At 71.2% G+C, this 22,835-nt stretch carries 18 protein-coding genes and 1 pseudogene; 6 read left to right on the top strand and 13 right to left on the bottom strand.

The genetic code is table 11. The annotated features are described in order from the left end of the window. Positions 1 to 1,540 (bottom strand): DUF5107 domain-containing protein (locus L0B03_RS02545; protein ID WP_250443693.1); only part of this gene is annotated, 1,540 nt, incomplete at its 3' end. An 88-nt stretch (positions 1,541 to 1,628) separates the two neighbouring features. On the opposite strand from L0B03_RS02545, the gene L0B03_RS02540 reads away from it, so the two are divergent. Beyond that, complete coding sequence (locus L0B03_RS02540) at positions 1,629 to 2,492, top strand: helix-turn-helix domain-containing protein (RefSeq protein ID WP_250443691.1); 864 nt, start codon at positions 1,629 to 1,631, stop codon at positions 2,490 to 2,492. A 75-nt stretch (positions 2,493 to 2,567) separates the two neighbouring features. On the opposite strand, the gene L0B03_RS02535 is transcribed toward L0B03_RS02540, so the two are convergent. From L0B03_RS02535 to L0B03_RS02515, 5 genes and pseudogenes are all read right to left on the bottom strand, one after another. Next, on the bottom strand, positions 2,568 to 3,149 hold the full coding sequence (locus tag L0B03_RS02535) for a cellulase-like family protein (RefSeq protein ID WP_250443688.1): 582 nt from the start codon (positions 3,147 to 3,149) through the stop codon (positions 2,568 to 2,570). Positions 3,150 to 3,501: 352 nt separating this feature from the next. Next, positions 3,502 to 3,879, bottom strand: a pseudogene (locus tag L0B03_RS02530) (cellulase-like family protein); the annotation flags it as partial. Positions 3,880 to 3,881: 2 nt separating this feature from the next. Next, positions 3,882 to 4,778: a carbohydrate ABC transporter permease gene (locus L0B03_RS02525; RefSeq protein ID WP_250443685.1), complete on the bottom strand. Its 897-nt coding sequence runs from the start codon at positions 4,776 to 4,778 to the stop codon at positions 3,882 to 3,884. Next, a complete protein-coding gene (locus L0B03_RS02520) occupies positions 4,772 to 5,695 on the bottom strand; it encodes a carbohydrate ABC transporter permease (protein WP_250443682.1) in 924 nt (307 codons plus the stop codon). The genes L0B03_RS02525 and L0B03_RS02520 overlap by 7 nt, the downstream gene beginning before the upstream one ends. A 2-nt stretch (positions 5,696 to 5,697) precedes the next feature. After that, positions 5,698 to 7,056, bottom strand: coding sequence for an ABC transporter substrate-binding protein (locus L0B03_RS02515; protein ID WP_250443680.1), 1,359 nt, complete (start codon positions 7,054 to 7,056; stop codon positions 5,698 to 5,700). Between the two features lie 343 nt (positions 7,057 to 7,399). Between L0B03_RS02515 and L0B03_RS02510 the strand changes: the two genes are divergently transcribed. Together L0B03_RS02510 and L0B03_RS19170 are read left to right on the top strand one after the other, a co-directional pair. Then, a complete protein-coding gene (locus tag L0B03_RS02510; RefSeq protein ID WP_250443677.1) occupies positions 7,400 to 7,882 on the top strand; it encodes a GAF domain-containing protein in 483 nt (160 codons plus the stop codon). After that, the gene (locus L0B03_RS19170) at positions 7,801 to 8,958 is read left to right on the top strand and encodes a methyl-accepting chemotaxis protein (RefSeq protein ID WP_308199984.1); all 1,158 of its coding nucleotides are present in this window, start codon (positions 7,801 to 7,803) and stop codon (positions 8,956 to 8,958) included. Before L0B03_RS02510 ends, L0B03_RS19170 begins: the two co-directional genes overlap by 82 nt. A 66-nt stretch (positions 8,959 to 9,024) precedes the next feature. On the opposite strand, the gene L0B03_RS02495 is transcribed toward L0B03_RS19170, so the two are convergent. The 5 genes from L0B03_RS02495 to L0B03_RS02475 form a co-directional block, all read right to left on the bottom strand. Beyond that, the gene (locus tag L0B03_RS02495) at positions 9,025 to 10,095 is read right to left on the bottom strand and encodes a Gfo/Idh/MocA family protein (protein WP_250443675.1); all 1,071 of its coding nucleotides are present in this window, start codon (positions 10,093 to 10,095) and stop codon (positions 9,025 to 9,027) included. After that, positions 10,092 to 10,733 (bottom strand): hypothetical protein, encoded by a 642-nt coding sequence (locus tag L0B03_RS02490; RefSeq protein ID WP_250443672.1) that lies wholly within the window; start codon positions 10,731 to 10,733, stop codon positions 10,092 to 10,094. Before L0B03_RS02490 ends, L0B03_RS02495 begins: the two co-directional genes overlap by 4 nt. 13 nt (positions 10,734 to 10,746) lie before the next feature. Beyond that, positions 10,747 to 11,601, bottom strand: a complete 855-nt coding sequence (locus tag L0B03_RS02485) for a carbohydrate ABC transporter permease (protein WP_250443699.1) — start codon at positions 11,599 to 11,601, stop codon at positions 10,747 to 10,749. A 59-nt stretch (positions 11,602 to 11,660) separates the two neighbouring features. Beyond that, positions 11,661 to 12,584, bottom strand: coding sequence for a carbohydrate ABC transporter permease (locus tag L0B03_RS02480; RefSeq protein ID WP_250443696.1), 924 nt, complete (start codon positions 12,582 to 12,584; stop codon positions 11,661 to 11,663). Positions 12,585 to 12,671: 87 nt separating this feature from the next. Then, positions 12,672 to 13,982, bottom strand: coding sequence for an ABC transporter substrate-binding protein (locus tag L0B03_RS02475; RefSeq protein ID WP_250443671.1), 1,311 nt, complete (start codon positions 13,980 to 13,982; stop codon positions 12,672 to 12,674). Between the two features lie 228 nt (positions 13,983 to 14,210). On the opposite strand from L0B03_RS02475, the gene L0B03_RS02470 reads away from it, so the two are divergent. Both L0B03_RS02470 and L0B03_RS02465 read left to right on the top strand, forming a co-directional pair. After that, entirely contained in the window at positions 14,211 to 15,422 is a 1,212-nt protein-coding gene (locus L0B03_RS02470; protein ID WP_250443669.1) for an alpha-hydroxy acid oxidase, read from the top strand. 74 nt (positions 15,423 to 15,496) lie between these two features. Continuing rightward, on the top strand, positions 15,497 to 16,747 hold the full coding sequence (locus tag L0B03_RS02465) for an MFS transporter (protein ID WP_250443667.1): 1,251 nt from the start codon (positions 15,497 to 15,499) through the stop codon (positions 16,745 to 16,747). On the opposite strand, the gene L0B03_RS02460 is transcribed toward L0B03_RS02465, so the two are convergent. Beyond that, positions 16,741 to 17,574, bottom strand: a complete 834-nt coding sequence (locus L0B03_RS02460) for a CPBP family intramembrane metalloprotease (protein WP_250443665.1) — start codon at positions 17,572 to 17,574, stop codon at positions 16,741 to 16,743. The two genes, L0B03_RS02465 and L0B03_RS02460, sit on opposite strands and share 7 nt — an antisense overlap. Before the next feature lie 75 nt (positions 17,575 to 17,649). On the opposite strand from L0B03_RS02460, the gene L0B03_RS02455 reads away from it, so the two are divergent. Then, entirely contained in the window at positions 17,650 to 18,756 is a 1,107-nt protein-coding gene (locus L0B03_RS02455; protein WP_250443663.1) for an AAA family ATPase, read from the top strand. 134 nt (positions 18,757 to 18,890) lie between these two features. Here L0B03_RS02455 and L0B03_RS19165 read toward each other — a convergent pair whose 3' ends face one another. Beyond that, positions 18,891 to 22,427 carry a fibronectin type III domain-containing protein gene (locus L0B03_RS19165; protein ID WP_284501297.1) on the bottom strand — a complete coding sequence of 1,179 codons (3,537 nt, stop codon included), beginning with the start codon at positions 22,425 to 22,427 and terminating at the stop codon, positions 18,891 to 18,893. Positions 22,428 to 22,835: the final 408 nt, after the last annotated feature.

Genomic DNA, 22,835 nt, shown 5'->3' with positions numbered 1-22,835 from the left:
TCGGGACGGCGGCGGGCCGGGGGGGCCGGGTGGCGCCCGCCGGCTCGGGGTGGTCTCCGGGGTCCGGGCGCTCGCCCCAGCGCAGCAGCTCGCGCCCGGCGTGCTCGACGACGAGGGCCACGTCCCGCGCGGTGACTGCGGCAGGGACCGGGCAGGTCTCGACCAGCGGCGACCCCGGGGCCAGGTCGACGGTCCACGTCGCCAGCACCTGCGGCCCTGCGTCCGCGGGCTCCGCCGACTCGTGCCCAGCCCCCTCGAGCCCAGCCCTCTCAAGCCCAGCCCTCTCAAGCCCAGCCCGCTCGAGCCGCACCGTCGCCCCCGGCAGCCCCCGGGCGCTCGCGACCCCGACCTGGGCCACCCCGTGGGCGACCGTGAGCGAGACCGCCGCCTCCCGGGTGGCCTGGTGCGCGGGCCCGATCCGGTGGATCGGGAACCAGTACTGCGAGAAGGTCCGGGTCTCGCCGGGTCGCAGGAACGAGAAGTCCGGCTGGTTGTCGGTGAAGACCCCGGCCATGAGCTCGACGTAGGGGCCGTCCTCGTCGGTCAGCTGACGGTCCCAGGCCTGCCCGAAGGCCGCGTTACCCCAGGTCCACTGCTTCTTCCCCGGGGCGATCCGACGATCGGCCCAGTGCACGAACCCCGCCTGGGCGTGGTGGTCGTACCCGCCGAAGAAGTCGTCCTGGGTCTCGAGCACCATGTAGGAGGTCGGCACCGGGATGTTCCGGAAGAGGTCGAGACGGTCCGCCTCGGGGTCCTCGGCCGTGACCCGCGCCGGGTAGTCGATGCCGTAGTACGGCCGGTCTGCGCGCGGGAAGGCCGTGATGGCCCGGCGCGCGTGGTCGGCCACGTGCCGTACGTCGGTAGGGAAGAACGACTGGTACCCGTCGTGGGCCCGCGCCGCGACGTTGGCCCACCACATGACGGTCTGCACGTCCTCGGTGCGGTTGTGCAGCCGCACCACGAGCTCGAGCGTCGCGAGGTCGGGGTGCAGACGGATGCCGTGCATGCCCTTCATCCGGGCGAAGGGGTCGTGGTCCGAGCACCAGACGGTCACGGCGCCGTCCTCGTGCTCCTCGACCTGCGTGGCCACCGGGAGAAAGGTGGTCGGCCGGTGGTGCTGGGGCCAGTTGAGCTCCAGGCCCCCGGAGATCCACGGCCCCGCGAGCCCGACGAGCGCAGGCTTGATCACGCGGTTGCGGTAGAAGAGGTCGTACCCCGCGGTCTTGTCCCAGGCGACGTGCACCCGCCCACCGAGCTCGGGCATGACCATGAGTCGCAACCAGCGGTTCTCGAGGTGGATGGCCTCCCAGGCGCGGGGCTCGGCGCGGTCGGCCACCCCGTCGACGAAGGGCAGCGGGTACACCCGACCGCTGGCCCCCTGGTAGACCCGGCGCTCGAGGAACATCGGGTAGCGCTCGGGCTCGGCCGGGGCGTAGGTCGGCATGACGACCGGCTGCCGCCAGGCCACCGCGGCCCCGGCGGCCAGGCGCTCGCGCAGCTCGGCAGGGGTGTCGGGGAGGAGGTCAACGCTGTCGTCCACGAGGTCGAACCTAGGCGCGGGCCCGGCGGGGCGGAATGGTCGGTCCTCCACCCGCCCTGGACGATCCGCTGCTGCTACGGTCCGGACCATGGCCCTGCGGGACGGATTCGAGAACCAACGCCTGTGCGTGGTGCCCCGTCCGCTCGTGACGGCGGCCCTCGCCCGGCCGATCACCCGGCGGCTCGTGGTGAGCGACGCCGGCTGGTTCCCACGGGCCGCCGACCACGCCCGCGAGCGCCCTCGCGGGACCGAGGAGACCATCGTCATCGTGTGCGTGGCCGGGGCCGGCTGGGCTCACCTGAGCGGGTCGCGGCACCGGATCGGCGCGGGGAGCGCCCTGCTGGTCCCGGCCGGCGAGCCGCACGCCTACGGCGCCTCGGAGATCGAGCCCTGGACGATCTGGTGGTGTCACCTGCGCGGTACCGACCTGCGCGAGCTGGTGGCGGGCACCGGGGCGACCTCGGAGCGCCCGGTCATCCAACTGCGTGCCGTGGACCGCGTGGTCGCCCTCCTCGCCGAGATCGTCAGCAACCTCGAGCGCGACCAGTCCCCCGCACGCCTGCTCGGCACCGCCGGGGTGGCGTGGAACCTGCTGACCCTGCTCGCCACCGACCAGCTGACCGGCGTGCGCGGCGACCCGCTCGAGCGGGCGATGAGCTACCTGGCCGACCGGCTCGACAGCCCCATCACCGTCGCCGACCTCGCGGCCCTGGTCGGGGTCTCTCCCTCGCACCTGAGCGCCCTGGTCCACCGCGCGACCGGCGGCGGGGTGATCGCCCACCACACGGCCCTGCGGATGGCCCGCGCCCGGCACCTGCTCGACACCACGGACCAGGCCGTCGGGGTCGTGGCCCGCGAGGTGGGCTACACCGACCCCTTCTACTTCTCGCGGCTCTTCCGCCGCACCCACGGCGAGAGCCCTTCGCAGTACCGCGCGCACCACAAGGGCTGACCGGTACGGGGCCCTGGCCGTGGGCGGGTCAGCGGGCCGGTTCAGCGGGCCAGCTCAGCAGGCCGTCCGACGCGCTCAGGCGCGCAGGATCTGCGCGTTGACCCGCTGCTGCCAGGCGACGTCGCCCCACATCGGGTGGTGCGGGGCCGCGTTGGAGGAGAGCACCATGCCCCACACCCCGTGCTCGAGGGCCGTGGCGACCCCGAGCTCGGCGAGGTCGGTGCCCACGGGGCCTTCCTCGAACTGCCCGTCGCGCGGGGTGTAGCCCACCCAGCCCTCGCCGATCACGGTCGGCACCCCGCGCCGTCGGGCCCACGCGGTCACCGCGACCACCCGCGAGGTGATCTCGCGCTGCATGGCGAGGCGGTGCTCTCCGCAGTGGTCGTAGAGCCAGCCGTCCCACCGACGCGGGTCGATCCAGTCGTAGCCGTAGACCATCTGGTCGGTCACCACGGTCGCCTCGAGCTTCCAGGCCGCAGGCCGTCCGTACTCGGCCAGGCTCGGGGCGTCCTGCCGCAGCAGTCCGCGCAGCGTCGCGTTCGGGAAGCCCTCGTCCCCCGCCCCCCGGATGTCGATCTGCTGCTGCAGGGCGTCGAGCACCCCGTAGGCGTACACGTGGAACTGGGCCACCTGCAGGCTCGGGCTGGCCGCGGCCATGTCCAGGTGCGGGGGCTTGCCGTAGCTCGCCGTGACCAGCTGCCCCGGGTGCTCGGCCGCGACCTGCTCGACCGCGCTCCCCGGCCCCGGCGAGGGCCGGCAGCAGGGAGAAGTCGACCTCGTTGTGGATCTCGGTGAAGGCCACCTGGTCGGCCAGACCGTGCTCGGCGAGCACCGCGAGCATGCGGCTCGTGGCCCGCGCGAGCACCCCGTAGCGCTCCTCGAAGGGCACCGCGTGCAGCGCCTCGAACCAGCCGGGGTCGGCCGCGAAGGCCGGGGACTGCTGGTACTCCCAGCTCGCGAGGATGACGACCACGCCGTGCCGGCGGGCGGTGGTCACCAGCTCGAGGAAGCGGGCCCGCAGGTCGAGGCGGTACCCCCCCGCGGCGTCGTACCAGCGCGTGCGTTGGCCGTATCTGCCGTGCGCGGGCGAGCTGCCCAGACCCTCCACGGGAAGGTCCACCGCGAGCCCGTCGAGACCGAGGTCGCCGAAGAGCAGCACGGGGGCCGCGCAGATGCGCACCGCGTTGTAGCCGCGGTGCACGGTCTCGGCGAAGGCCTCCTCGAGGTCGCGGTAGGGCTCGCCGGGGGCGGCGCGGGTGTACCAGGAGAAGTCCCACAGGCAGACCGTGAGCCGGCCGGGCAGGTGCTCGGGGACCGGTCCGGTCAGGCCGGTGGTGGCCGGTCCGGGCTCGTGCCCCGAGCCGAGGAACCGCGTGCTGTCGGTCATGCTCACCCCTTCGTCGCGCCGGCGGTCAGTCCAGCACGCCAGAAGCGCTGGAGCGAGATCATCACGGCGACCAGGAACAAGGCCGAGACGGCCGAACCCGTCACGACCAGCGTGTAGAAGTTCGGGTCCCGTTGGATCTGGGAGTTCCACAGGGTCAGGCCCAGCGTCACCGGGAAGGTCCGGGTGTCGTTGAGCATCACCAGCGGCAGCAGGTAGTTGTTCCAGATCGCGACGAACTGGAACAGGAAGATCGTCACCAGGGCCGGGGTCATCATGCGGCTCGCGATGGTGAGGAAGATGCGCACCTCCCCCGCGCCGTCGAGCCGCGCGGCCTCGACGACCTCGTCGGGCACGGCGCTCGTGGCGTAGATGCGCCCCAGGTACACGCCGAAGGGGCTCACCATGCTGGGCAGCAGCACGCTCCAGTAGGTACCGGTCAGGCCGACCGTGTTGAGGAGGAAGTACAGCGGCAACGCGATCACGGTCGCGGGCATGAGGACGCCGCCGAGGATGGCCGCGAAGAGCAGCTCCTTGCCGCGGAAGCGGTAGATCGCGAGCGCGTAGCCGCACGCCCCGCTCATGACCATGGCTACCAGGGCCCCGATCCCCGAGTACACGAGGCTGTTCCCGAGCCATCGCAGGAAGGCACCGCCGTCCTGGCCCAGCAATCGGCTGAGGTTCGCCCCGAGCTGCGGGCTGTCGGAGAACCACAGCCCGAAGGTCGAGAACAGGTCACCGGGACTCTTGGTCGCCGAGATCAGCACCCAGACCATCGGCAGCAGGAAGTACACGGCTGAGAGGACGAGCACGGCCATGACGGCGGTCGAGCCGAGCCACGTCGAGCGCGGGGTGCTGGCCGGGCGTCGGGACTGGTGCGGGGCCTGCGTGGTGGTCACCATGCTCTGTTCCCCTTCCGGTTGACCAGGCTGAGGAACCCGAAGGAGGCGAGGAAGGCCATCGCCGCGACGATGACGGCCATCGCGGCGGCGAGGCTCGCGTTGCCGTAGGAGAAGGCCTGGTTGTACGCCGCGAGGTTCGGGGTGAAGTCGGAGTTGATGGCCGTGGTCAGTGGTCGCAGGATCAGCGGCTCGACGAAGAGCTGCAGGGTCCCGATGATCGTGAAGACCGTGACCAGGATGATCGTGGGACGCAGCAGCGGGAGCTTGATCCGCCAGATGGTCTGCCACTGGCCCGCGCCGTCGATCGAGGCGGCCTCGTAGAGCTCGGAGGGCACGGCCTGCAGGGCAGCGATGAGGATCAGCATGTTGTAGCCCGCGAACCCCCACAGCGCGATGTTCGCGATCGCGAAGAGCACGGTGTCCGAGCCCAGCGGGGCCAGGTCGATGCCGATGCTCCGCAGGCCCTGGAGCACGGGGCTGGTCGCGGGGATGTAGAGGAAGCCCCACAGCAGGGCCGCGATGACCCCGGGGACGCCGTAGGGCATGAAGAACACCACCCGGAAGACCTTCGGGAACCTGGCCCGGCCGGACTCGAGGAGCAGTGCCAGCCCCAGCGCGGTGAGCACCATCATCGGGACGAGGATCACCGAGAAGAGCAGCAGCCGGCCGAGGCTCTCGACGAACACCGGGGTGCTGAAGGCCTGCACGTAGTTGTCGAGCGCGACGAAGACGCGCTCGGGCCGGCCGAGGCCCAGTCCGCTGCTGCGCCGGGTGAACAGGCTGTCGACCAGCGCGTAGCCGATCGGCGCGATGAAGAAGACGGCGAAGAACAGGACGAAGGGGCCGATGAGGGTGACGGCCGCGCCGCCGTGGCGCTGGGCGCGACCACGGCGGCGGGCGACGGGCGCAGCGGTCATCCTCAGTCCGCGACGTTGATGCCGCGCTGCTCGAGGGCGGCGCGCATGTCCGCCTCGGTCGTCGCGTAGGCCTCGGTGAGGTCGGTTCCGTCCTCGATCGCGGTGCTCACGTTGTCGGTGAGGCTCGCGTAGAGGGTCGAGACCAGCGGGGGCCACGTCCAGGAGGTGTCGACCGCAGCGTCGGCCTCGGCGAAGACCTCCCAGATGTTCTGCCCGCCGTAGAAGTCGAAGACCTCGGGGTCGTCCTGCAGGGACTCGATCTGCGAGGTGTCGGAGATCGCGGGCCAGCCCGCACCGACGCTGGTGAGGATGCTCACGCTCTCGGGGTCGCTGTTGAGCCAGAGGGCGAACTCGGCGGCCTCGGCCGGGTGCTCGGTGCCGCGCAGCACGACGCTCGAGGAGCCGCCGTCCCAGGTGGCCGAGACGAGCTCGTCGTCCTCGTCCCACTGCGGCACGTGGGCGACCCCCCAGGACCCGGCCGTCTCGGGGGCCGTGCCCCGCACGATCGCGTCGGCCCAGGAGCCCGAGATCCAGCTCAGCACGTCGCCGTTCTGGATGTCGGCGTTCCACTCGCTCGACATGTCGGCCTCGATCTTGACGAGGTCCTCGTCGATCATCCGCTGCCACAGCTCGGCGACCCGGGTGGTGCTCTCGTCGGTCAGGTCGACGTTCCAGGCGTCACCCTCGACCGTGAACCACTGGGCACCTGACTGCTGGGCCAGGCCGGTCATCCATGGCGACTGGTTGAAGGCGAAGGCCGCGATGTAGCGGTCGGGGTCGGAGGCGCGGACGACCTTGGCCGCCTCGTAGAACTGGTCCCAGGTCTCGGGGGCCTCGAGGCCGAGCTCGGTGAAGATGTCCTCGCGGTAGAACATGCCCAGGGGCCCAGCGGCCTGCGGCACGGCGTAGACCCGCTCGTCGAACACCCCGGTCTGCCACTGCCAGTCGGTGAAGGTGTCGGCGTGGGCGGCGGTGTGCTCGGTGATGTCCTCGAGGGCGTCGGCGAGGAGGAAGTCGGCGATCGAGCTGTACCCGACCTGGGCGACGTCGGCCGCGTTGCCCGCCTCGACGGCCGAGATCATCGTGGCGTAGCCGCCGTCGGGCCCGGCCGTGATGGTCTCGAGCTCGACCTGGATGTCGTCGTGCGCGGCGTTGAAGGCGTCGACCGCCTGGTCGATGTTCGGCACCCAGGACTGGAACGTCAGCTCGACGGGCTCCCCCGGGGCGCCTCCGTCGCCCGTCGCGGGCGCCTCGGCTGGATCATCGGACGAGCAGGCGGTCAGTGCGAGGAGCAGGGCACCGGCGGCTGCGCCGGCGGCCAGGGACCTCGAGCGTCGGGGGTGAGGGGACCTGCGAAGCATCATTGCTCCCTTGAGTCGTGGTCAGCAGGGCCGGTCTGCGGGCTGCGACCGGCCTCGGTCCTCCACGACGCTAGGCGCTGCCCCCAGAGACGGACATGGGCGAATCCCTCCGTCGCCTGGAGGATCCGACGGTCGTCGGGTGAACCCCGACCATGCCCGCGAGCCGCTCTCCCCGGCACGGAGCGCTCCCGGCGTCCAGATCTGGCGGGCCGGCACCACGGCCACGTGGGTGAACTCCGGACAAACCCCTCACTCCCCGTCAACCAGAGCCGATCCACAGTCCACGTGGCTCGTCGTCCCCCCCTGCATGACGCCCGTTCCGCCCTCCCCCCAGGAGTCCCCCATGTTCTCCCGCCGTTCCACCGCCGAGGCCGTCCAGACCGCTGCCCTCGCCGAGGTCAACGCCAACCTCGAGGCCATCAACGCCGTCGTCATCGCCCTGGCCTCGACCACCACCGCCGAGGAGGCCGTCTCGACGGCCCTGAGCACGGTCCGTCGCTGCTTCGGGTGGGTGTACGGCTCGTACTGGCGGATCTCAGCCGACGGGAAGCACCTGCGCTTCGACCAGGAGTCGGGCGACGCCGGCGAGGAGTTCCGCCGCGTGACCCAGGAGGCATCCTTTGCCGAGGGCGTCGGCCTGTCGGGCCGCGCCTGGCGCCGTCGTGAGCTGGTCTTCGTCGCCGACCTGGGCACCCTGACCGACTGCGTCCGCGCCCCCGCGCCCCCGCGGCCCAGCGGGCCGGCGTGCGCTCGGGCGTGTGCTTCCCCCTCTACGAGGACGGCGCCGTCGTCGGCACCATGGACTTCTTCACCACCGAGACACTGAACCCCTCGCCCGCACGCCTCGACGCCCTGCGCAGCATCGGCGTGCTCGTCTCGCAGGCCATCGAGCGTCTCTCCACCGGCGAGCGCCAGGCCGAGGCCGCCCAGGACACCGCCGCCGTCGCGGCCGTGCTGCGCGGCCTCAGCACCGCGAGCAGCCGGGAGCAGGCCCTGGGCACCGCCCTCGACACCATCCGCACCGGGTTCGCCTGGGCCTACGGCTCCTACTGGGCGATCTCGGACGAGGACCGCGCGCTGCACTTCGTCCAGGAGTCGGGCGACGCGGGGGACGAGTTCCGCCGCGTGACCCGTGCGGCCTCCTTCGCGGAGGGCGTGGGCCTGGCCGGCCGGGCCTGGCGCTCGCGCGACCTGCTCTTCGTGCCTGACCTCGCCGACGTGACGGACTGCGTCCGCGCCCCTGCCGCCGGACGCGCGGGGGTCAAGTCCGGCGTGTGCCTGCCCATCGTGGTGGGCGGCCAGGTGGTCGGGACCATGGACTTCTTCGTCACCCGCACGATCGCCCTCACCGACGGGCGCGAGCAGGCGCTGCGCAACACGGCCTTCCTGGTGGGGCAGGCCCTCGGGCGCTTCGCGTCGGCCGACCGCCTCGAGACCGCCGGGAGGGAGCTGGTCATCTCGATCGAGGAGGTCGAGCGCAACGTCCTCTCGGCCACGACGGTCGCGACCGAGGGACAGCGCCTGGCCGAGAACGCCAACCGCGAGGTGGCCGGCCTCGGTGAGTCCAGCGTGCAGATCGGCAAGGTCGTCGAGGTGATCCAGTCGATCGCCGCGCAGACCAACCTCCTGGCCCTCAACGCGACCATCGAGGCTGCCCGCGCGGGCGAGGCGGGCCGCGGGTTCGCCGTCGTGGCCAACGAGGTCAAGGAGCTCGCGAACGAGACGGCGCAGGCCACCACCGAGGTCACCGCCAAGATCCAGGCCATCCAGTCCCAGGTGGACGACGTCATCATCTCGATCGACCAGATCCGCGGCACCGTCGACAAGATCAACGAGACCCAGACCGTGATCAGCGGCGTGCTCACCGAGCAGGTCGCCGTGACCCGGGCGATCCTCAACTGAGCGGAGGGGTCCGCCGGCGACGCTCTGCGCCGACCTGGTCGGGGCAGAGCTGGTGGGGCCTGCCCGTCAGGGCAGGCGGCTCACCGTGACGAACTGCCGGGTCTCGGCCGAGGTCAGCAGCGCTTCGATGCACGCGACGGCTGCCGCGGCGGACCGGCCGGGAGCCGGGTTGGTCGCGCGACCGACCGTCAGGTCGGCGAACCGGCGCGCAGGGAGCCAGGTGCGCGGCACGTCCTCCTGCCCACCGGTGAGCTCCACGGTGCTGCCGTCACCTCGACGCAGCCAGGCCCGGTCGCCGAGCATGTCCTGGTCGACCGTGCCGCGGGTGCCGAGGTAGCGGACGTGGTGGCGCTCGCCGTTGGCCTCGCCCGCCATGCCCGTCGAGGTGACCACCCCTGCCCCGCCGTGGAGGAACCGGATCACGGCGGCGTCGTCGACGTCGGCCTCGAGGCCGCGCTGGTCCACCATGGCGGCCACCTCGGCGACCTCTCGGCCGGTGACCCAGCAGACCATGCCCATCACGTGCGTCAGCTGGGTGTGGGCCTGACCGCCGCCGTGGTCGGCCGAGTAGGTGCCCGGGTGCTGGTCCTCGGGCTCGGCGTCCTCGGCCGGCTCGGCGCCCTCGCCTGCGGCCTGCTCCGCATCCTCGGCCTGGGCGAAGAGCCCCGCCGTCGAGGAGCTGAACTCGGCCATGACCTGGACCAGCTCGCCGATCTCACCCTGGACGGCATTGCGCACCAGGGCCGAGGTCGCCGTGTACTGGTCGGTGTACCCGACGGCGAGGGGCACGCCCGCGCGCTCGGCCCTTCGCACGAGGTCCACGGCATCGGCGGTCGTGGTGGTGAGGGGCTTCTCGACGAGCACGGCGATGCCCGCGTCGAGCAGACGACCGGCGATCGCGTGGTGCGTGTCGTGCGGGGTGGCCACGACGACGCCGTCGAGCCGCAGGCCGAGCAGGTCCTCGACGTCGGTCACGACCTCGGGGACGTCATGGTCGGTCGCGACCTCCTCGGCGCGCTCACGCACGGGGTCGCACACGGCGACGAGCGCGGCGCCGTCGTACTGCGCCAGGGAGGGCAGGTGATGGTTCGCCGACCACCACCCGGCTCCGACGACGGCGATGCGTGCAGGGCTCATCGTTCCGCAGGACCGGGCTCGTCGAGGTTCACGTCGCGCAGGTCCCACCGGTTCTCGACCGCGACCGCGGCGAGCACCACGAGCCCGCCGACCACGAGGAGCAGCGGGACGAGCATCCACACGAGCATCCCGCACACCCCGAGGGCCACCACCAGCAGGGCGGAGCCCGCGGGGTCGGAGCGGCTACGGCGAGCCGCGTCGGCCAGCAGACGGGCTGGCTGTGCGCCGGGCACCCATCGGGCGGCGGCCCGCAGCACCACGACCACCAGGGCTGCGGCGATCGCTCCGATCACCACACGGACGACGTCGCCCCCGGGCACCCAGGCCGCGGCCCACAGGTTGAAGCCCAGCACGAGCAGGGCCACGGGAAGCAGAATCCCGACCCACCACAGGTCACGGATCGCGAGGACGATCTCCCGGCCCAGCGCCCCGAGGGTGTCGGGCTCGCCGAGCAGGTGCCGGCGCAGGTGACGCACCGAGGCCGCGACGGCGGGCACCGCGGTGACCAGCGGGATGCTCACGACCGCGACCGCCGCCCCGACCACGAGGGTCTCGCCCAGCAGGCCGAGCTTGTCGCGACGCCCCAGCGGGGCCGATCTTCTGGGACCGGCCCCGCTGGTCACGTCGTCGTGGGTCACGACGCCCACCCTCTCAGCCCTTGAGGCCCTGCGTCGCGACGCCCGCCACCAGGTACCGCTGGAAGACGAGGAAGAACAGCAGCACCGGGATGAGGGCGAGGACGGCCATGGCCATCTGCGCGCCGTAGTCCGAGGTCGAGGTCTGGTCGACGAAGATCCGCAGGGCGACCGGCAGCGAGAAGAGCGACGGGTCCTTGAGGTAGAGCAGCGGACCGAAGAAGTCGTTCCACGACCAGATGAAGGCGAAGATCGACGCCGTCACCAGGGCCGGCTTCATGAGCGGGAGCATGATCGCGGTGAAGATCCGGATGTGCCCCGCCCCGTCGATCCGCGCGGCCTCGTCCAGCTCACGCGGCAGGTTCCGCATGAACTGCACCATGAGGAACACGAAGAAAGCCTCTGCGGCGAGGAACTTGCCGATGAGCAGCGGGACGAACGTGTTCACCAGACCAAGATTGTTGAACACGATGTACTGCGGGATGATCACGACGTGGAACGGCAGCAGCAGCGTGCCGATCATCAGGCTGAACCACAGGTTCCGCCCCGGGAAGTTGATCCGGGCGAAGGCGTAGGCGCTCACCGAGGATGACAGCGCGATGCCCACCACCGACCCGACGGCGAGGATCACCGAGTTCCAGAAGAACGTCCAGAACGAGACTCCGCCGATGCCGTTGAGCGCGGTGACGAAGTTGTCCAGGCTGGCGCCCGTGGGCACCAGGCTCACGTTCCCGACGATCTCCGAGGACGGCTTGAGCGAGGACATGAGCATCCACAGCGCCGGGTAGAGCACCACGGCCGTGAGGGCTAGGGACCCAACGTGGAAGCCCACCGAGCCGAGACGCGACCGGGACCGGTTGCGTCGGCGCAGCTGGGCGCTGCTCTCGTGGGACACCGCGGCCGCGGTGCCGGTGACGACCTGGTCGGTGCTCACTTTGCCTCCCCGCTGTAGTGCACCCAGTACCTCGAGGTGCGGAAGAAGATCAGGGTCAGCAGACCGACGACGACCACCAGCACCCACGCCATCGCCGAGGCGTAGCCCATGCGGAAGTCGACGAAGCCACGCATGTACAGGTACAGCGTGTAGAACAGCGTCGAGCCGGCCGGCCCGCCGGTCCCGCCCGAGATGATGAAGGCCGAGGCGAACACCTGGAACGAGTTGATCGTCTCGAGCAGCAGGTTGAAGAAGAGCACCGGGGAGAGCATCGGCAGCGTGATGCTGAAGAACTTCCGCACCGGGCCGGCGCCGTCCACCGACGACGCCTCGTAGAGCTCGGCCGGGATCTGCTTGAGCCCGGCCAGGAAGATCACCATCGGGGCGCCGAACTGCCAAGTGGCGAGCAGCACGAACATCGGCATGGTCATGCTCGGGTTGCCCACCCAGCCGCCGGCCTCGAACCCGAAGTTCTGACCGATCTGGTCGATGATGCCGCGGTCGATGAACATCGCCTTCCACACGATGGCGATCGACACGCTCGCACCGATGAGCGACGGGGCGTAGAACACCGACCGGTAGAAGCCCTGCCCACGACGGGCGTTGTTGAGCAACATCGCGACCGCGAGGGCCGCGACCAGCTTGACCGGCGTACCGACCAGCGCGTAGATCACCGTGACCTTGGCCGACTGCGCGAACCGCGGGTCCTCGAGCAGGGTGCGGAAGTTGTCCAGCCCGATCCACTCCGGGGCGGAGAACAGGTTGTAGTCGGTGAAGGCCAGGTACAGCGAGGCGAGCATGGGTCCCGCCGTCAGGGCGAGGAACCCCAGCAGCCAGGGGGCGAGGAAGGCGTAACCAGCCCGGGTCTCCGCCCCCCGTCGCCGCCGCTTGAGCGCGGACGACGACGGGGTGGCGGTCAGACCTCCGGTGCGGGTCACCCGATCGGTGAGTGCCACGGAAGAGTCCGTTCGTTGGTCGGGTCAGACGGACAGGTCAGACGAGGTGGGTCACTGCGTGGCCATCTCGGCCTCGGTGAACCACAGCTCGACGAACTCGTCCACCGTGATCGACTCGTACGCGAGCTCCTCGGCGAGGCGCTTGTACTCGGCCTCGATCGACCCGAAGCCCTTGACCGGGACCGGGACCGGCTCGGTCACGTGCTCGGCCACGGCCTCCTCGTACTCGACGACCGTGGCGTCGACGCTGCCCTCCTCGAGCTCCATGGCGTCACGCTGGGCCTGGACCGCCGGGACCCCCTTGGAGGTGCCGAAGATGCGGCCGACCTCAGGCTCGTTGAGCAGGAAGTCGATGAACGTCGCCGCGGCCTCGGGGTGCTCGGTGTTCGCGCCGGCAGCCAGGAGCATCGACGGCTTGAAGAACATCGCCTTCTCGCCGGACGAGCCGGTCGGGATGGGCATCATCTGGATGTCCTCGGTGCCCGAGTCCGCGACGTAGCCGGCGAGGAAGTTGTCCCAGCTGATCTCCGTGGCCGACTCGTTGACGGTGAACCCACCGAGGGGCAGCAGCTGGATGCCGCGGTCCACGGGGTAGACCAGGTCCTCGTCACGCAGCGGGGCCGCGAGCTCGAGGAAGGCTGCCATGTCCTCCTCGGTGAAGCCGAAGGAGCCGTCGTCGTTGAAGGGAGTCTTGCCCTCCTGCACGAGCCACTGGAGGAAGAACCAGAAGGTGCCCGTGTAGTCCCCGCCGCCGTAGATCGGCTCGCCGTCACCGGTCTGCTCGCCGGCCTCGGTGGCCTCGGCGATGAGGTCGTTGAAGTCCTCCCAGGTGTAGTCGTCACTGGGGGGCTCGACGCCGGTCTGCTCGAGCAGGTTCGGGTTGTAGAAGAGGGCGAGGGTGTTGGTGCTCGTCGGCAGGCCGACCTGGACGCCCTCGATGGCGCCCGACTCGATCAGCGCGTCGTCGAACCCGCTGGTGTCGATCTGCTCACCGAGGTACGGCGAGAGGTCGAGGAGGTGCTGGTTCTCGGAGTACTCACGCATGTAGGACAGGTCGAACTGCATGACGTCGGGCAGCGAGCGCCCGGCGGCCTCGGTGGACCGTCCCGTCCAGTAGCCGTCCCAGTCGACGAAGGTGCCCTGGATGGTGATGTTCTCGTGCTCCTCCTCGAAGAGCGCGATGGCCTCGTTGTACCGCTCGGCGCGGTCGTCGTTGCCCCACCAGGTGAAGGTGAGGGTCACGGGGGCTTCGGGGTCGTACGCCTCGCCGCTGTCGGTGTCGTCCGCGTCGCCGGAGCACGCGGTCAGGACCAGGGCCGCGGCGGCCGCGACCCCCATGGACTTCAGGGTGAATCGCTTCATCGTGGTGAGCCTCCTTGCTCGGTGGGTAAGCGCTTTCAGACAGTAGGTACGCCCAACTCGCAGCGTCAACACCCGTGTTTGAATCGTTACAAGAGCACCTTCGACGATCCGAGGCGTCGCCGTCAAGCCCTCCGGGAGAATCAGCCCGCCCGGACTCGACGCGGAAGTTGAAACGTTATAATCTGGTCGAGCCTCACCGCCCGACTTCCCCGTGCCGACGGAGCCACTGTGACCGAGCGCCAGTTCCCGAAGTGGTCCGAGCTCAGGCCCCTCCTGCGGGCCAAGCCGATCGAGCTCGACCCGACCACCCGGCGCCTGGACCGCGCGCTGTCGATCCTCGACCTGCGCCGCGCCGCCAAGCGCCGCACCCCGCGCTCGGTCTTCGACTACACCGACGGCGCGGCCGACGCCGAGATCAGCCTGCGCCGTGCCCGCACGCTCTTCCGCAACCTCGAGCTGCGGCCCTCGATCCTCCAGGACGTCTCCGCGGTCGACACGACCACGACCATGCTCGGCCGCCCCGCGGCGGTCCCGTTCTCCTTCGCGCCGACCGGCTTCACCCGGCTGATGCACCACGAGGGCGAGCGCGCCGTCGTGCGGGTGGCCGGCCGCCGGGGCATCCCCTACGCGCTGTCGACCATGGGCACCACCTCGATCGAGGACGTCGCCGCAGCCTCCCCCGAGGCGCGCAAATGGTTCCAGCTCTACGTCTGGAAGGACCGTGCCGCGGGCGAGGACCTCATGGCCCGCGCCAAGGCGGCCGGCTACGAGGCGCTGCAGCTCACGGTGGACGTCCCCGTCGCTGGGGCCAGGCTGCGCGACGTGCGCAACGGCTTCTCCATCCCCCCGGCCCTGACCGTCAAGACCGTGCTCGACGCCGGGATGCACCCCGCGTGGTGGATGAACCTGCTGACCACCAAGCCCCTGACCTTCGCCTCGCTCTCGGCCTGGGACGGCACCGTCGCCGAGCTGCTCGACCAGCTCTTCGACCCGAGCATGACCCTCGCCGACCTCGAGTGGCTGCGGGCCAGCTGGGACGGCCCCCTCATCATCAAGGGGATCCAGACCGTCGAGGACGCGCGCCGCGTGGTCGAGGCCGGGGCCGATGCCGTCGTGCTCTCCAACCACGGCGGCCGCCAGCTCGACCGCGCCCCCGTGCCCCTGCGCCTGCTGCCCGACGTCGCCGAGGCGGTGGACGGCCGGGCCGAGGTCTGGATGGACACCGGCATCCTCACCGGGGCGGACGTCGTCGCGGCCCTCGCCCTCGGCGCCGACGCCACCATGGTCGGCCGGGCCTACCTGTACGGCCTCATGGCCGGTGGCGAACGGGGCGTGGACCGCGCCGCGGATATCCTCACCCGCGAGGTCACCCGCACGATGGCGCTGCTCGGGGTGAGCTCGGTCGACGAGCTCGGCCCGCAGCACGTCCGCCTGCCCTGACCTCGGGCCCCGGTGCCCCCGGCGGGCCCCACCACCCCGAGGAGCCGCAGGACCCACCGGCGAGCCAGCCACCGTTGCTGGCGAGCCGGGCCTTCCGGTTCTACCTCTCGGCCCAGGTGCTCGGCAGCAGCGGCGTGTGGATGCTGCGCATGGCCAAAGACTGGTTGGTGCTCGAGCTCACCGGCAGCCCGGCCGCGGTCGGGGTCGTGGTGGCCCTGCAGTTCCTGCCCCTGCTCGTCGTCGGGCCCCTGGGTGGGGTGATCGCCGACCGGCACGACAAGCGGCGTCTGGTCATGGGCGCCCAGGCGGCGTCCGCCCTGGTTGCGGTCGTGCTGGCCGCGCTCACCCTGAGCGGGGCGATCGCCGTCTGGCACCTCTACGCCCTCGCCGTGGTCCTCGGGCTGATCACCGCGATCGACATGCCCGCCCGCCAGGTGCTGGTCAACGAGGTGGTCGGGGACGGTCGGCTGCGCCCCGCGATCAGCATGACCAACGCCCTCAACCAGGGCGGCGGCCTGATCGGCCCGGCCATGGCAGGGATCGTGATCGCCGAGGTCGGCCAGGGCTGGGCCTTCGGCGTCAACGGCCTGATCTGCCTGGCGGTCGTCGCCCTCATCGCCGCGATCCGCCCCCGCGAGCTGCACCGCGTGCCGGTCAGCCCCCGGGCTCGAGGACAGCTCCGCGAGGGCTTCCGCTTCGTCACCACCCGACCGCACCTCATGTGGGTCGTGGTGCTCGCCGGGTTCATGGGCGCCCTCGGCCTCAACGGCCCCGTGGTGCTCTCGACCTTCGCCGACGAGGTCTGGCAGACGGGGGCGCGCGGGTTCGGGCTCTACAACTCGATCAGCGCCCTCGGCGCCCTCATCGGGGCGGTGGTCGCGGCCCGGCTCGGCCGGTTGCGGGTGCGGACGGTGGTGATCGGAGCGGGGGTCTTCGGGGTGGCCGAGCTCGCCGCGGCCGGCATGCCCACGCACCTGAGCTTCCTGGTGATGCTCGTCGTCGTCGGCGCCGCGACCCTGTTCTTCCTCACCAGCGCGGCCACCTACGTCCAGCTCGCGGCCGAGCCCTCGGTGCGGGGCCGGGTCATGGCGATCTACTCGCCGATGCTGCTCGGGGGCCACGCGTTCGGCGGTCTGCTCCAGGGCTGGCTGGCCGAGACCCTCGGGGTGCGCTGGGGCCTGGCCGTGACCGGAATGCTCGCGCTGGCCGCGACCGCCGTCGTCGGGCTGGTGCTGCTGCGGTGGCACCCGCCTCAGGCACCGGTCGAGACCACGCCGGAGGGGCCCCTGCCGCCAGCACCCGGCGGGACGCCACCTCCTCAGTAGATGAAGATCGAGAACATCTCCGGGCGGTGGGCGTGCACGATCGCCATGAACACGATCGCGTCGAAGAGCAGGTGCACGATGAGCACCAGGGTCAGGGACCGGGTGCGCGTGAAGATCAGGCCCTGGAGCAGCGCGAACGGGATCGTGAGAGCCGGCCCCCACTCGCGGTAGCCGAGCTCCCACAGGAAGGACACGAAGATCGCCGCCTGCAGGAGGTTCGCCTGCCAGGCCGGGAAGTGACGCAGCAGCAGCGCGAAGCACAGGCAGATGAAGAAGAGCTCGTCCCAGGTGCCCACCGCGTTCACCCCGACGAAGAACCGCATCAGCACGCTGCTGTCAGTGATCTCCGGCCAGTTCTGGTAGGCCCCCGAGGTGATGAAGTAGGTCGGCAGGATCGCCCAGCCCAGCAGCGGGACCGCGAGCAGGTACCACTTCTCGACGGTCGGCCACTTCTGCCCGGTGCGCCACGGGAAGCGGATCGCCCGACGGCGGTACACGAACCGGTCCACGAGGAAGGGCACCAGCACCGCGAGGGTCAGGGCCGTGCCGATCGCGAAGAACCGGCCCCACTCGAGGTCGGCCTCCATGGACGTGGTGCTGACGATGCTGATGCCCAGGGCGATGAGGAGCAGATCCTTCGCCAGGGGGCGGTGCACCAGGTAGGCGAGGCCCAGGCTCAGCACCAGGACCACGTAGCCGTGCGGCCGCAGGTGCACCCCGAAGAGCAGCACGGCCGAGGCCGAGACCCCCGCGGCCGGCAGCAGCGCCCAGCGCGGGGCGAGCGGCGTCTGCGTGGCGGGGTCGGTGGAGGTCGTGGTGGCCGGCACGGGGACAGCATGCCGTGGTGCGGGGCGGGCTGCAGCGTGGGCGCCGTGGCGCTCCCGTGCCTCTAGAGTCACGCCATGATCCGGACCGTCGCGATCGAGGGCTACCGCTCGCTCGAGTACCTCGTCACGGGGCTCGACCGGCTGACCGTCGTCACGGGCGCGAACGGCACGGGCAAGACGAGCGTCTACCGGGCCCTGCGCCTGCTCGCCGACCTCACCCGGGAGGGGGCGCTGACGACCCTCGCCCAGGAGGGCGGGATGCGCTCGGCCCTGCACGCCGGGCCCTGGACGGGCAAGCGGGTCGGGATGCGGCTCGGCTTCGCGAGTGATGACCTCTCCTACGCGATCGACCTCGGCCTGCCGCAGCCCGGGACGCCCTTCGGCCTCGACCCGGAGATCAAGGTCGAGGCGATCTGGGCCGGGCCGGTGCTGCGCCCCGCGAGCGTCCTCGCCGACCGGCACGGCACCCGGGTGCGTACCCGCGGCGACGACGGTGCGTGGCGCACGGCCGCGTGGAAGCTCGGGACGCACGAGTCGCTGATGTCCGCCCTCGCCGACCCCTCGGAGACCCCAGAGCTCTACGCGATCCGCGAGCAGGCCAAGGGGTGGCGCTTCTACGACCACATGCGCACCGATCCCGCCGCGGTCGCGCGACGTCCGGGCATCGCGACCTTCACGCCCGTGCTCGCCACGGGTGGGGAGGACCTCGCAGCCGCGCTGACCACCATCGAGCGCGTCGGGAACGCCGCTCTGCTCGAGGCGACCGTGGCCGACGCCTTCGACGGCGCGAGCCTCGAGATCACCGAGGACGAGGACGGCACCTGCCGCCTCGGGCTGCACCAGCCGGGCCTGCGGCGGCCCTTGGGAGCCCACGAGCTCTCCGACGGCACGCTGCGCTACCTGATGCTCGTCGCGGCCCTGCTCTCCCCACGCCCGCCGGGCCTGCTGGTGCTCAACGAGCCCGAGCAGAGCCTGCACCCGAGCCTGATGCCGGCCCTGGCCGCCCTGATCCTCGACGCGGCCGAACGGTCCCAGGTGGTGGTGATCACCCACGCGGGGGACCTGGTGCGCGCGCTGCGCCCCGAGGCCCAGGTGCTCGAGCTGGTGCGCTCGGGCGGGTCGACCGGCGTCGCCGACCAGCTCACCTTCGAGGGCCCCGCCTGGACTTGGCCCTCCCGCTGAGCGCCCCCTCTTTTTCTCGTGTCAGAACCTGGGGTACCCAGAGGTATCCCAGGTTCTGACACGAGGTCCGGGCCCGGCTCGTGTCAGAACCCCAGGACCCTGGGGGTACCTGAGGTTCTGACACGAGCTCGGGGCTAGCTCACGCGGACGGTGATCTCGCGGGTCTCGGTCACCCCCGCCGCGTTCTCGAGCTCAGCGAGGTAGGTGTACTCCCCCGGGGAGCGCCCGGTGACCTCGGTCTGCGCCTGCTGGGCACCCGGGGTCGCCGCGACCAGCTCCTGGGAGTCGATCAGCTCACCGTCCTCGTACAACCGGTACGCGGTGGCGTTGGTGCCCCACCACATGTTCATCGTCACGGTGTACTCCCCGTCCCGATCCCAGTTGTCGTGCGAGAGCGTCCCGCGCGCCGGGTCGGCGTCGGTCACCCGCACCGTGAGCTCGCGGGACTCGGTGGTCCCCGCGGCGTTGACCAGCTCCGCGGTGTACACGTACGTCCCGTTCGCCTTGCCCGTCACCGGCACGGCGACCCGCTGGGCCGAGGGCGTGTCGTCCTCGATCAGCTCCGAGTGGATCAGCTCGCCGTCCTCGTACAGCCGGAACGTCGTCCCGTTCTGCCCCCACCACAGGTTCGCCGTGACGGTGAACTCACCATCACGCAGGCCCGTGTCGTGGCCGTTGTCATCACTCAGGGCCATCTGCCCCGGGGCGGCGTCGGGCACCTGCGGGCCGGCGTGCTCGCCGACCGTGCGGATGCTCGGCGCAGCCGGGGTCTCCATGCCCTCACCGAGGAAGAAGCTCGGGTGCGGGGGCTGGTTGTAGGCCACGTTCTGCCACGCCACACCCAGGCGGTACTGCGAGTCGTGCATCAGGGTGCGGATCCGGTGCTCGGTGACGTCGGTGGTGGTCAGCACCCGCAGGGCCGTGGAGTCCTCGGTCCGGTAGACGAGCTCCTCGCGCCAGTCGCCGAAGAGGTCCGCCTGCAGGGCGGGGTTGCCCTTGGTGTCGTTGTTCGTCAGGACGCCCTCGGGCCGCAGGATCTCCACGGCCTCCTCGTTCTCCCAGTCCCACTTGGCGATGGTCGGCTCACCGGTACGCGGGCCGTCGTCGAAGTCGTGGTCGGTGATCTCGCGGAGCAGGTCACCGTCCCACCAGGTCAGGAAGTTCGCGGCGGGGATCTGCTCGCCGATCTTGGTGCCGTCCGCGGCCATCATGTGCCCGACGGTCGAGTTCCACGCGTAGTCCCCGCCGATCGCCCAGGACTCCGCGCCGTCGTAGCGGGGGTCGATGTCCCCCGAGGCGCCGCGGCCGGTGTCACGGTTGCCGGGGATCTCCCAGATGATCTCGCCGGTGGCGAGGTCACGCATGGCGCCGGCCCGGTTGCCCGAGCAGCTCATGCACTCGTACACCTGGAAGACCTCGAGGCCTGGACGCGACGGGATGAGGTCGCTCACGTGCATCGCGTCCCCGTGGCCGAGCCCCGAGTTGTTCAGCACCGTCCCGTCGTCGTCGATGGTCAGGGCACCGAAGATGATCTCGTCCTTCTGGTCGCCGTCGGCGTCGGCCACCGAGAGCTGGTGGTTGCCCTGGCCGGCGTACTGGTTGCCGGCCTCGTCGGAGTCGAAGACCCACCGCTCGACCAGCTGGTCGTCGACGACGTCCCAGGCCGCGATGACGGTCCGCGTGTAGTAGCCGCGCGAGAAGATCACGCTCGGGCTCTCGCCGTCGAGGTAGGCCACCCCCGCGAGGAACCGGTCGACGCGGTTGCCGTAGCCGTCGCCCCAGGAGCCGACGTTGCCGCGCGGCGGGACGTAGTCGATCGTGTCGAGAGCGACCCCCGTCTCCCCCTCGAAGAGGGTCAGGTACTCGGGACCGCTCAGCACGTACCCGCCGGAGTTGCGGTAGTCGGCCTCGGCGTCCCCGATCACGGTCCCTGCGCCGTCGACGGTCGCGTCCGCGGTCTTCATCGTGACCTCGGCCTTCCCGTCGCCGTCCAGGTCGTAGACCATCAGCTGGGTGTAGTGCGCCCCGGCGCGGATGTTGCGCCCCAGGTCGATGCGCCACAGCTGCTCGCCGCCCAGGGTGTAGGCGTCGACGTAGACGTTGCCCGTGTAGCCCGACCGCGAGTTGTCCTGCGCGTTGGAGGGGTTCCACAGCAGGACGACCTCGTACTGCCCGTCGCCGTCGAGGTCACCGATGCTCGCGTCCCCCGCGCTGTAGGTGTACTCCTCGCCCGAGGGGGTGACGCCGCCCTCGGGCTTGTTCAGCGGGATGTCGAGGTGACCGTCGGCCCAGACCTCGAACTCCTCCGTCGCGTCCGCCTCGGTGCCCTCCCCCACCACGGTCACGCGGTAGGTCGAGTCGGCCGCGCCGTCCTCGTCGAGCAGGTTGGTCGAGCCCGTCAGGGGTGCGTCGTTGATCCGCACGCCGTCGCGGTACACGTTGAAGGCCACGTCGTCAGGGTCGGTACCCAGCTGGCGCCAGCCCACGTACACGCCGCCGTCGGTGGCCACGGCCACGGGCGAGCGGTCCAGGTACTCGGCCTCGCGGACCAGGGTGGTCACCGCGGGGGTGGTCAGGACCTCGGAGTACTCCGAGGAGCCGCCCGCGCTGATCGCCGAGACCCGGTAGTGGTACTCGATGGTGGTGAGCACGTCGGTGTCGGTGAAGGCCGCCTCGGTCACGCGCTCGACCGTGGTGAACGGACCGTCGGCCCGGGTGGCACGCTGCACGTCGTAGGCGATCGCGCCGTCGACCGGCTGCCAGGTGAAGCTCAGCTGGTCGCGCTCGACCTCTCCCACCGTGAGACCCGTGGGTGCGGCCGGGGCCTCGGCCCCGTCCTCGACGACGGCGACCTCGAGCGGCTCGCTGGTACGACCCTCGCGGCCCTCGGCGTCGAGCCCGGTCACGGTGTACTCGTAGCGACCGGCCAGGACGACGTCGGTGTCGGTGAAGCTGGTGCCCTCCTGCTCGCTGACCGTCTGCGGCTCGCCCCCCGGGACGGCGCGGTCCACGCGGTAGCTGTCGAGCTGGTCGTTCGCCTCCCACTTGAGGGTGACCGAGGGCGGGTCCGTGGTGACCTCGGTCGCCGCGAGACCCGTGGGGGCCGGCAGCGCCGACTGGATCGAGATGCCGTTGAGCCGCGGCGAGCTGCCGCCGACCAGGATGGTCATCTGGCCGTCCTCGACCACGACCGGGTCGAAGACGCGCTCGTTGATGACCGCCGAGCCCGCGCCCTGGTCGCCGTAGGCCTCGCCCTCGATCGTGTACGTGGTGCGGGAGGACGCGATGTGGTCCCCCGACCAGGTGGTGACGGTGTACTCGCCGTCGGGCACGTCGACGACGAACTCGGCGCCGTCGCCGATGGGCGGCAGGACGAAGTCACGGCGCAGGTCGTCCACGGCCGAGCCGCGGTCGCGGTCGTTGAGCTGCCCGAGGTCGGTGGTGAAGCCGTACCCGGTCTCCTCGTCGTAGGCGACCGCGCGGGTCACCTCCGTGAACCCCTCGGCGACGGGGGCGCCCGAGGGCTGGAAGTCGAAGCGGAGGTCCACGGGCTCGTCGCCCGGGTCTGCCGCCGCGGTCGGCATGACGGCCATCGTGGCGATCATGGCCCCGGCGGCGGCCAGGGCGGTGGGGACGACGCGCGATCGGCGCCGTGGGACGGGTGGTGTCATCGGAGCTGCTCCCGGTGGTGGGTCGGCCCGGCGCCAGGCGCCCGCGGGGCGAGTCGGATGCAGCCCGGTCGGGGCGGCACTCCGTCCCTCTCCTCGGTGATCGACGTTGATGGACCGAGTGAATCGTTTCACGGATGCGGGAAGCGCATTCCCGCGCTCACTGTCTACCAACCCCAGGTCGCTGAGGTCAACGCCCATCCCCCATCTCGTGTCAGAAGGAGCAATACCTAGAGCACCCCCAGGTTCTGACACGAGATCGCGCACCGCTCGTGTCAGAACCGCAGATACCCCTGGGTACCTAGGGTTCTGACACGAGATCTGCGAGGGTGCGGCCAGGGACCCGGGGACGGGGTGTGCTTGGGCCGGGCGGGGCCGGGCCGGGCGGGGCTGGGCGGGGCCGGGCCGGGC

It is taken from the genome of Actinotalea sp. C106 (genome assembly GCF_023630195.1).
Classification (GTDB): Bacteria; Actinomycetota; Actinomycetes; order Actinomycetales; family Cellulomonadaceae; genus Actinotalea.
The sequence above is the reverse complement of the archived record's forward strand: the minus strand, read 5'-3'. Positions and strand labels throughout refer to the sequence as shown.

What these genes read in the sequence shown, in the direction of transcription:
- L0B03_RS02525 (WP_250443685.1), bottom strand. Translation starts at nt 4,778, where the DNA reads ATGGTGACCACCACGCAGGCCCCGCACCAGTCCCGACGCCCGGCCAGC.
- L0B03_RS02540 (WP_250443691.1), top strand. Translation starts at nt 1,629, where the DNA reads ATGGCCCTGCGGGACGGATTCGAGAACCAACGCCTGTGCGTGGTGCCC.
- L0B03_RS02475 (WP_250443671.1), bottom strand. Translation starts at nt 13,982, where the DNA reads ATGAAGCGATTCACCCTGAAGTCCATGGGGGTCGCGGCCGCCGCGGCC.
- L0B03_RS02510 (WP_250443677.1), top strand. Translation starts at nt 7,400, where the DNA reads ATGTTCTCCCGCCGTTCCACCGCCGAGGCCGTCCAGACCGCTGCCCTC.
- L0B03_RS02455 (WP_250443663.1), top strand. Translation starts at nt 17,650, where the DNA reads ATGATCCGGACCGTCGCGATCGAGGGCTACCGCTCGCTCGAGTACCTC.
- L0B03_RS19165 (WP_284501297.1), bottom strand. Translation starts at nt 22,427, where the DNA reads ATGACACCACCCGTCCCACGGCGCCGATCGCGCGTCGTCCCCACCGCC.
- L0B03_RS02515 (WP_250443680.1), bottom strand. Translation starts at nt 7,056, where the DNA reads ATGCTTCGCAGGTCCCCTCACCCCCGACGCTCGAGGTCCCTGGCCGCC.
- L0B03_RS02535 (WP_250443688.1), bottom strand. Translation starts at nt 3,149, where the DNA reads ATGGCCGCGGCCAGCCCGAGCCTGCAGGTGGCCCAGTTCCACGTGTAC.
- L0B03_RS02520 (WP_250443682.1), bottom strand. Translation starts at nt 5,695, where the DNA reads ATGACCGCTGCGCCCGTCGCCCGCCGCCGTGGTCGCGCCCAGCGCCAC.
- L0B03_RS02495 (WP_250443675.1), bottom strand. Translation starts at nt 10,095, where the DNA reads ATGAGCCCTGCACGCATCGCCGTCGTCGGAGCCGGGTGGTGGTCGGCG.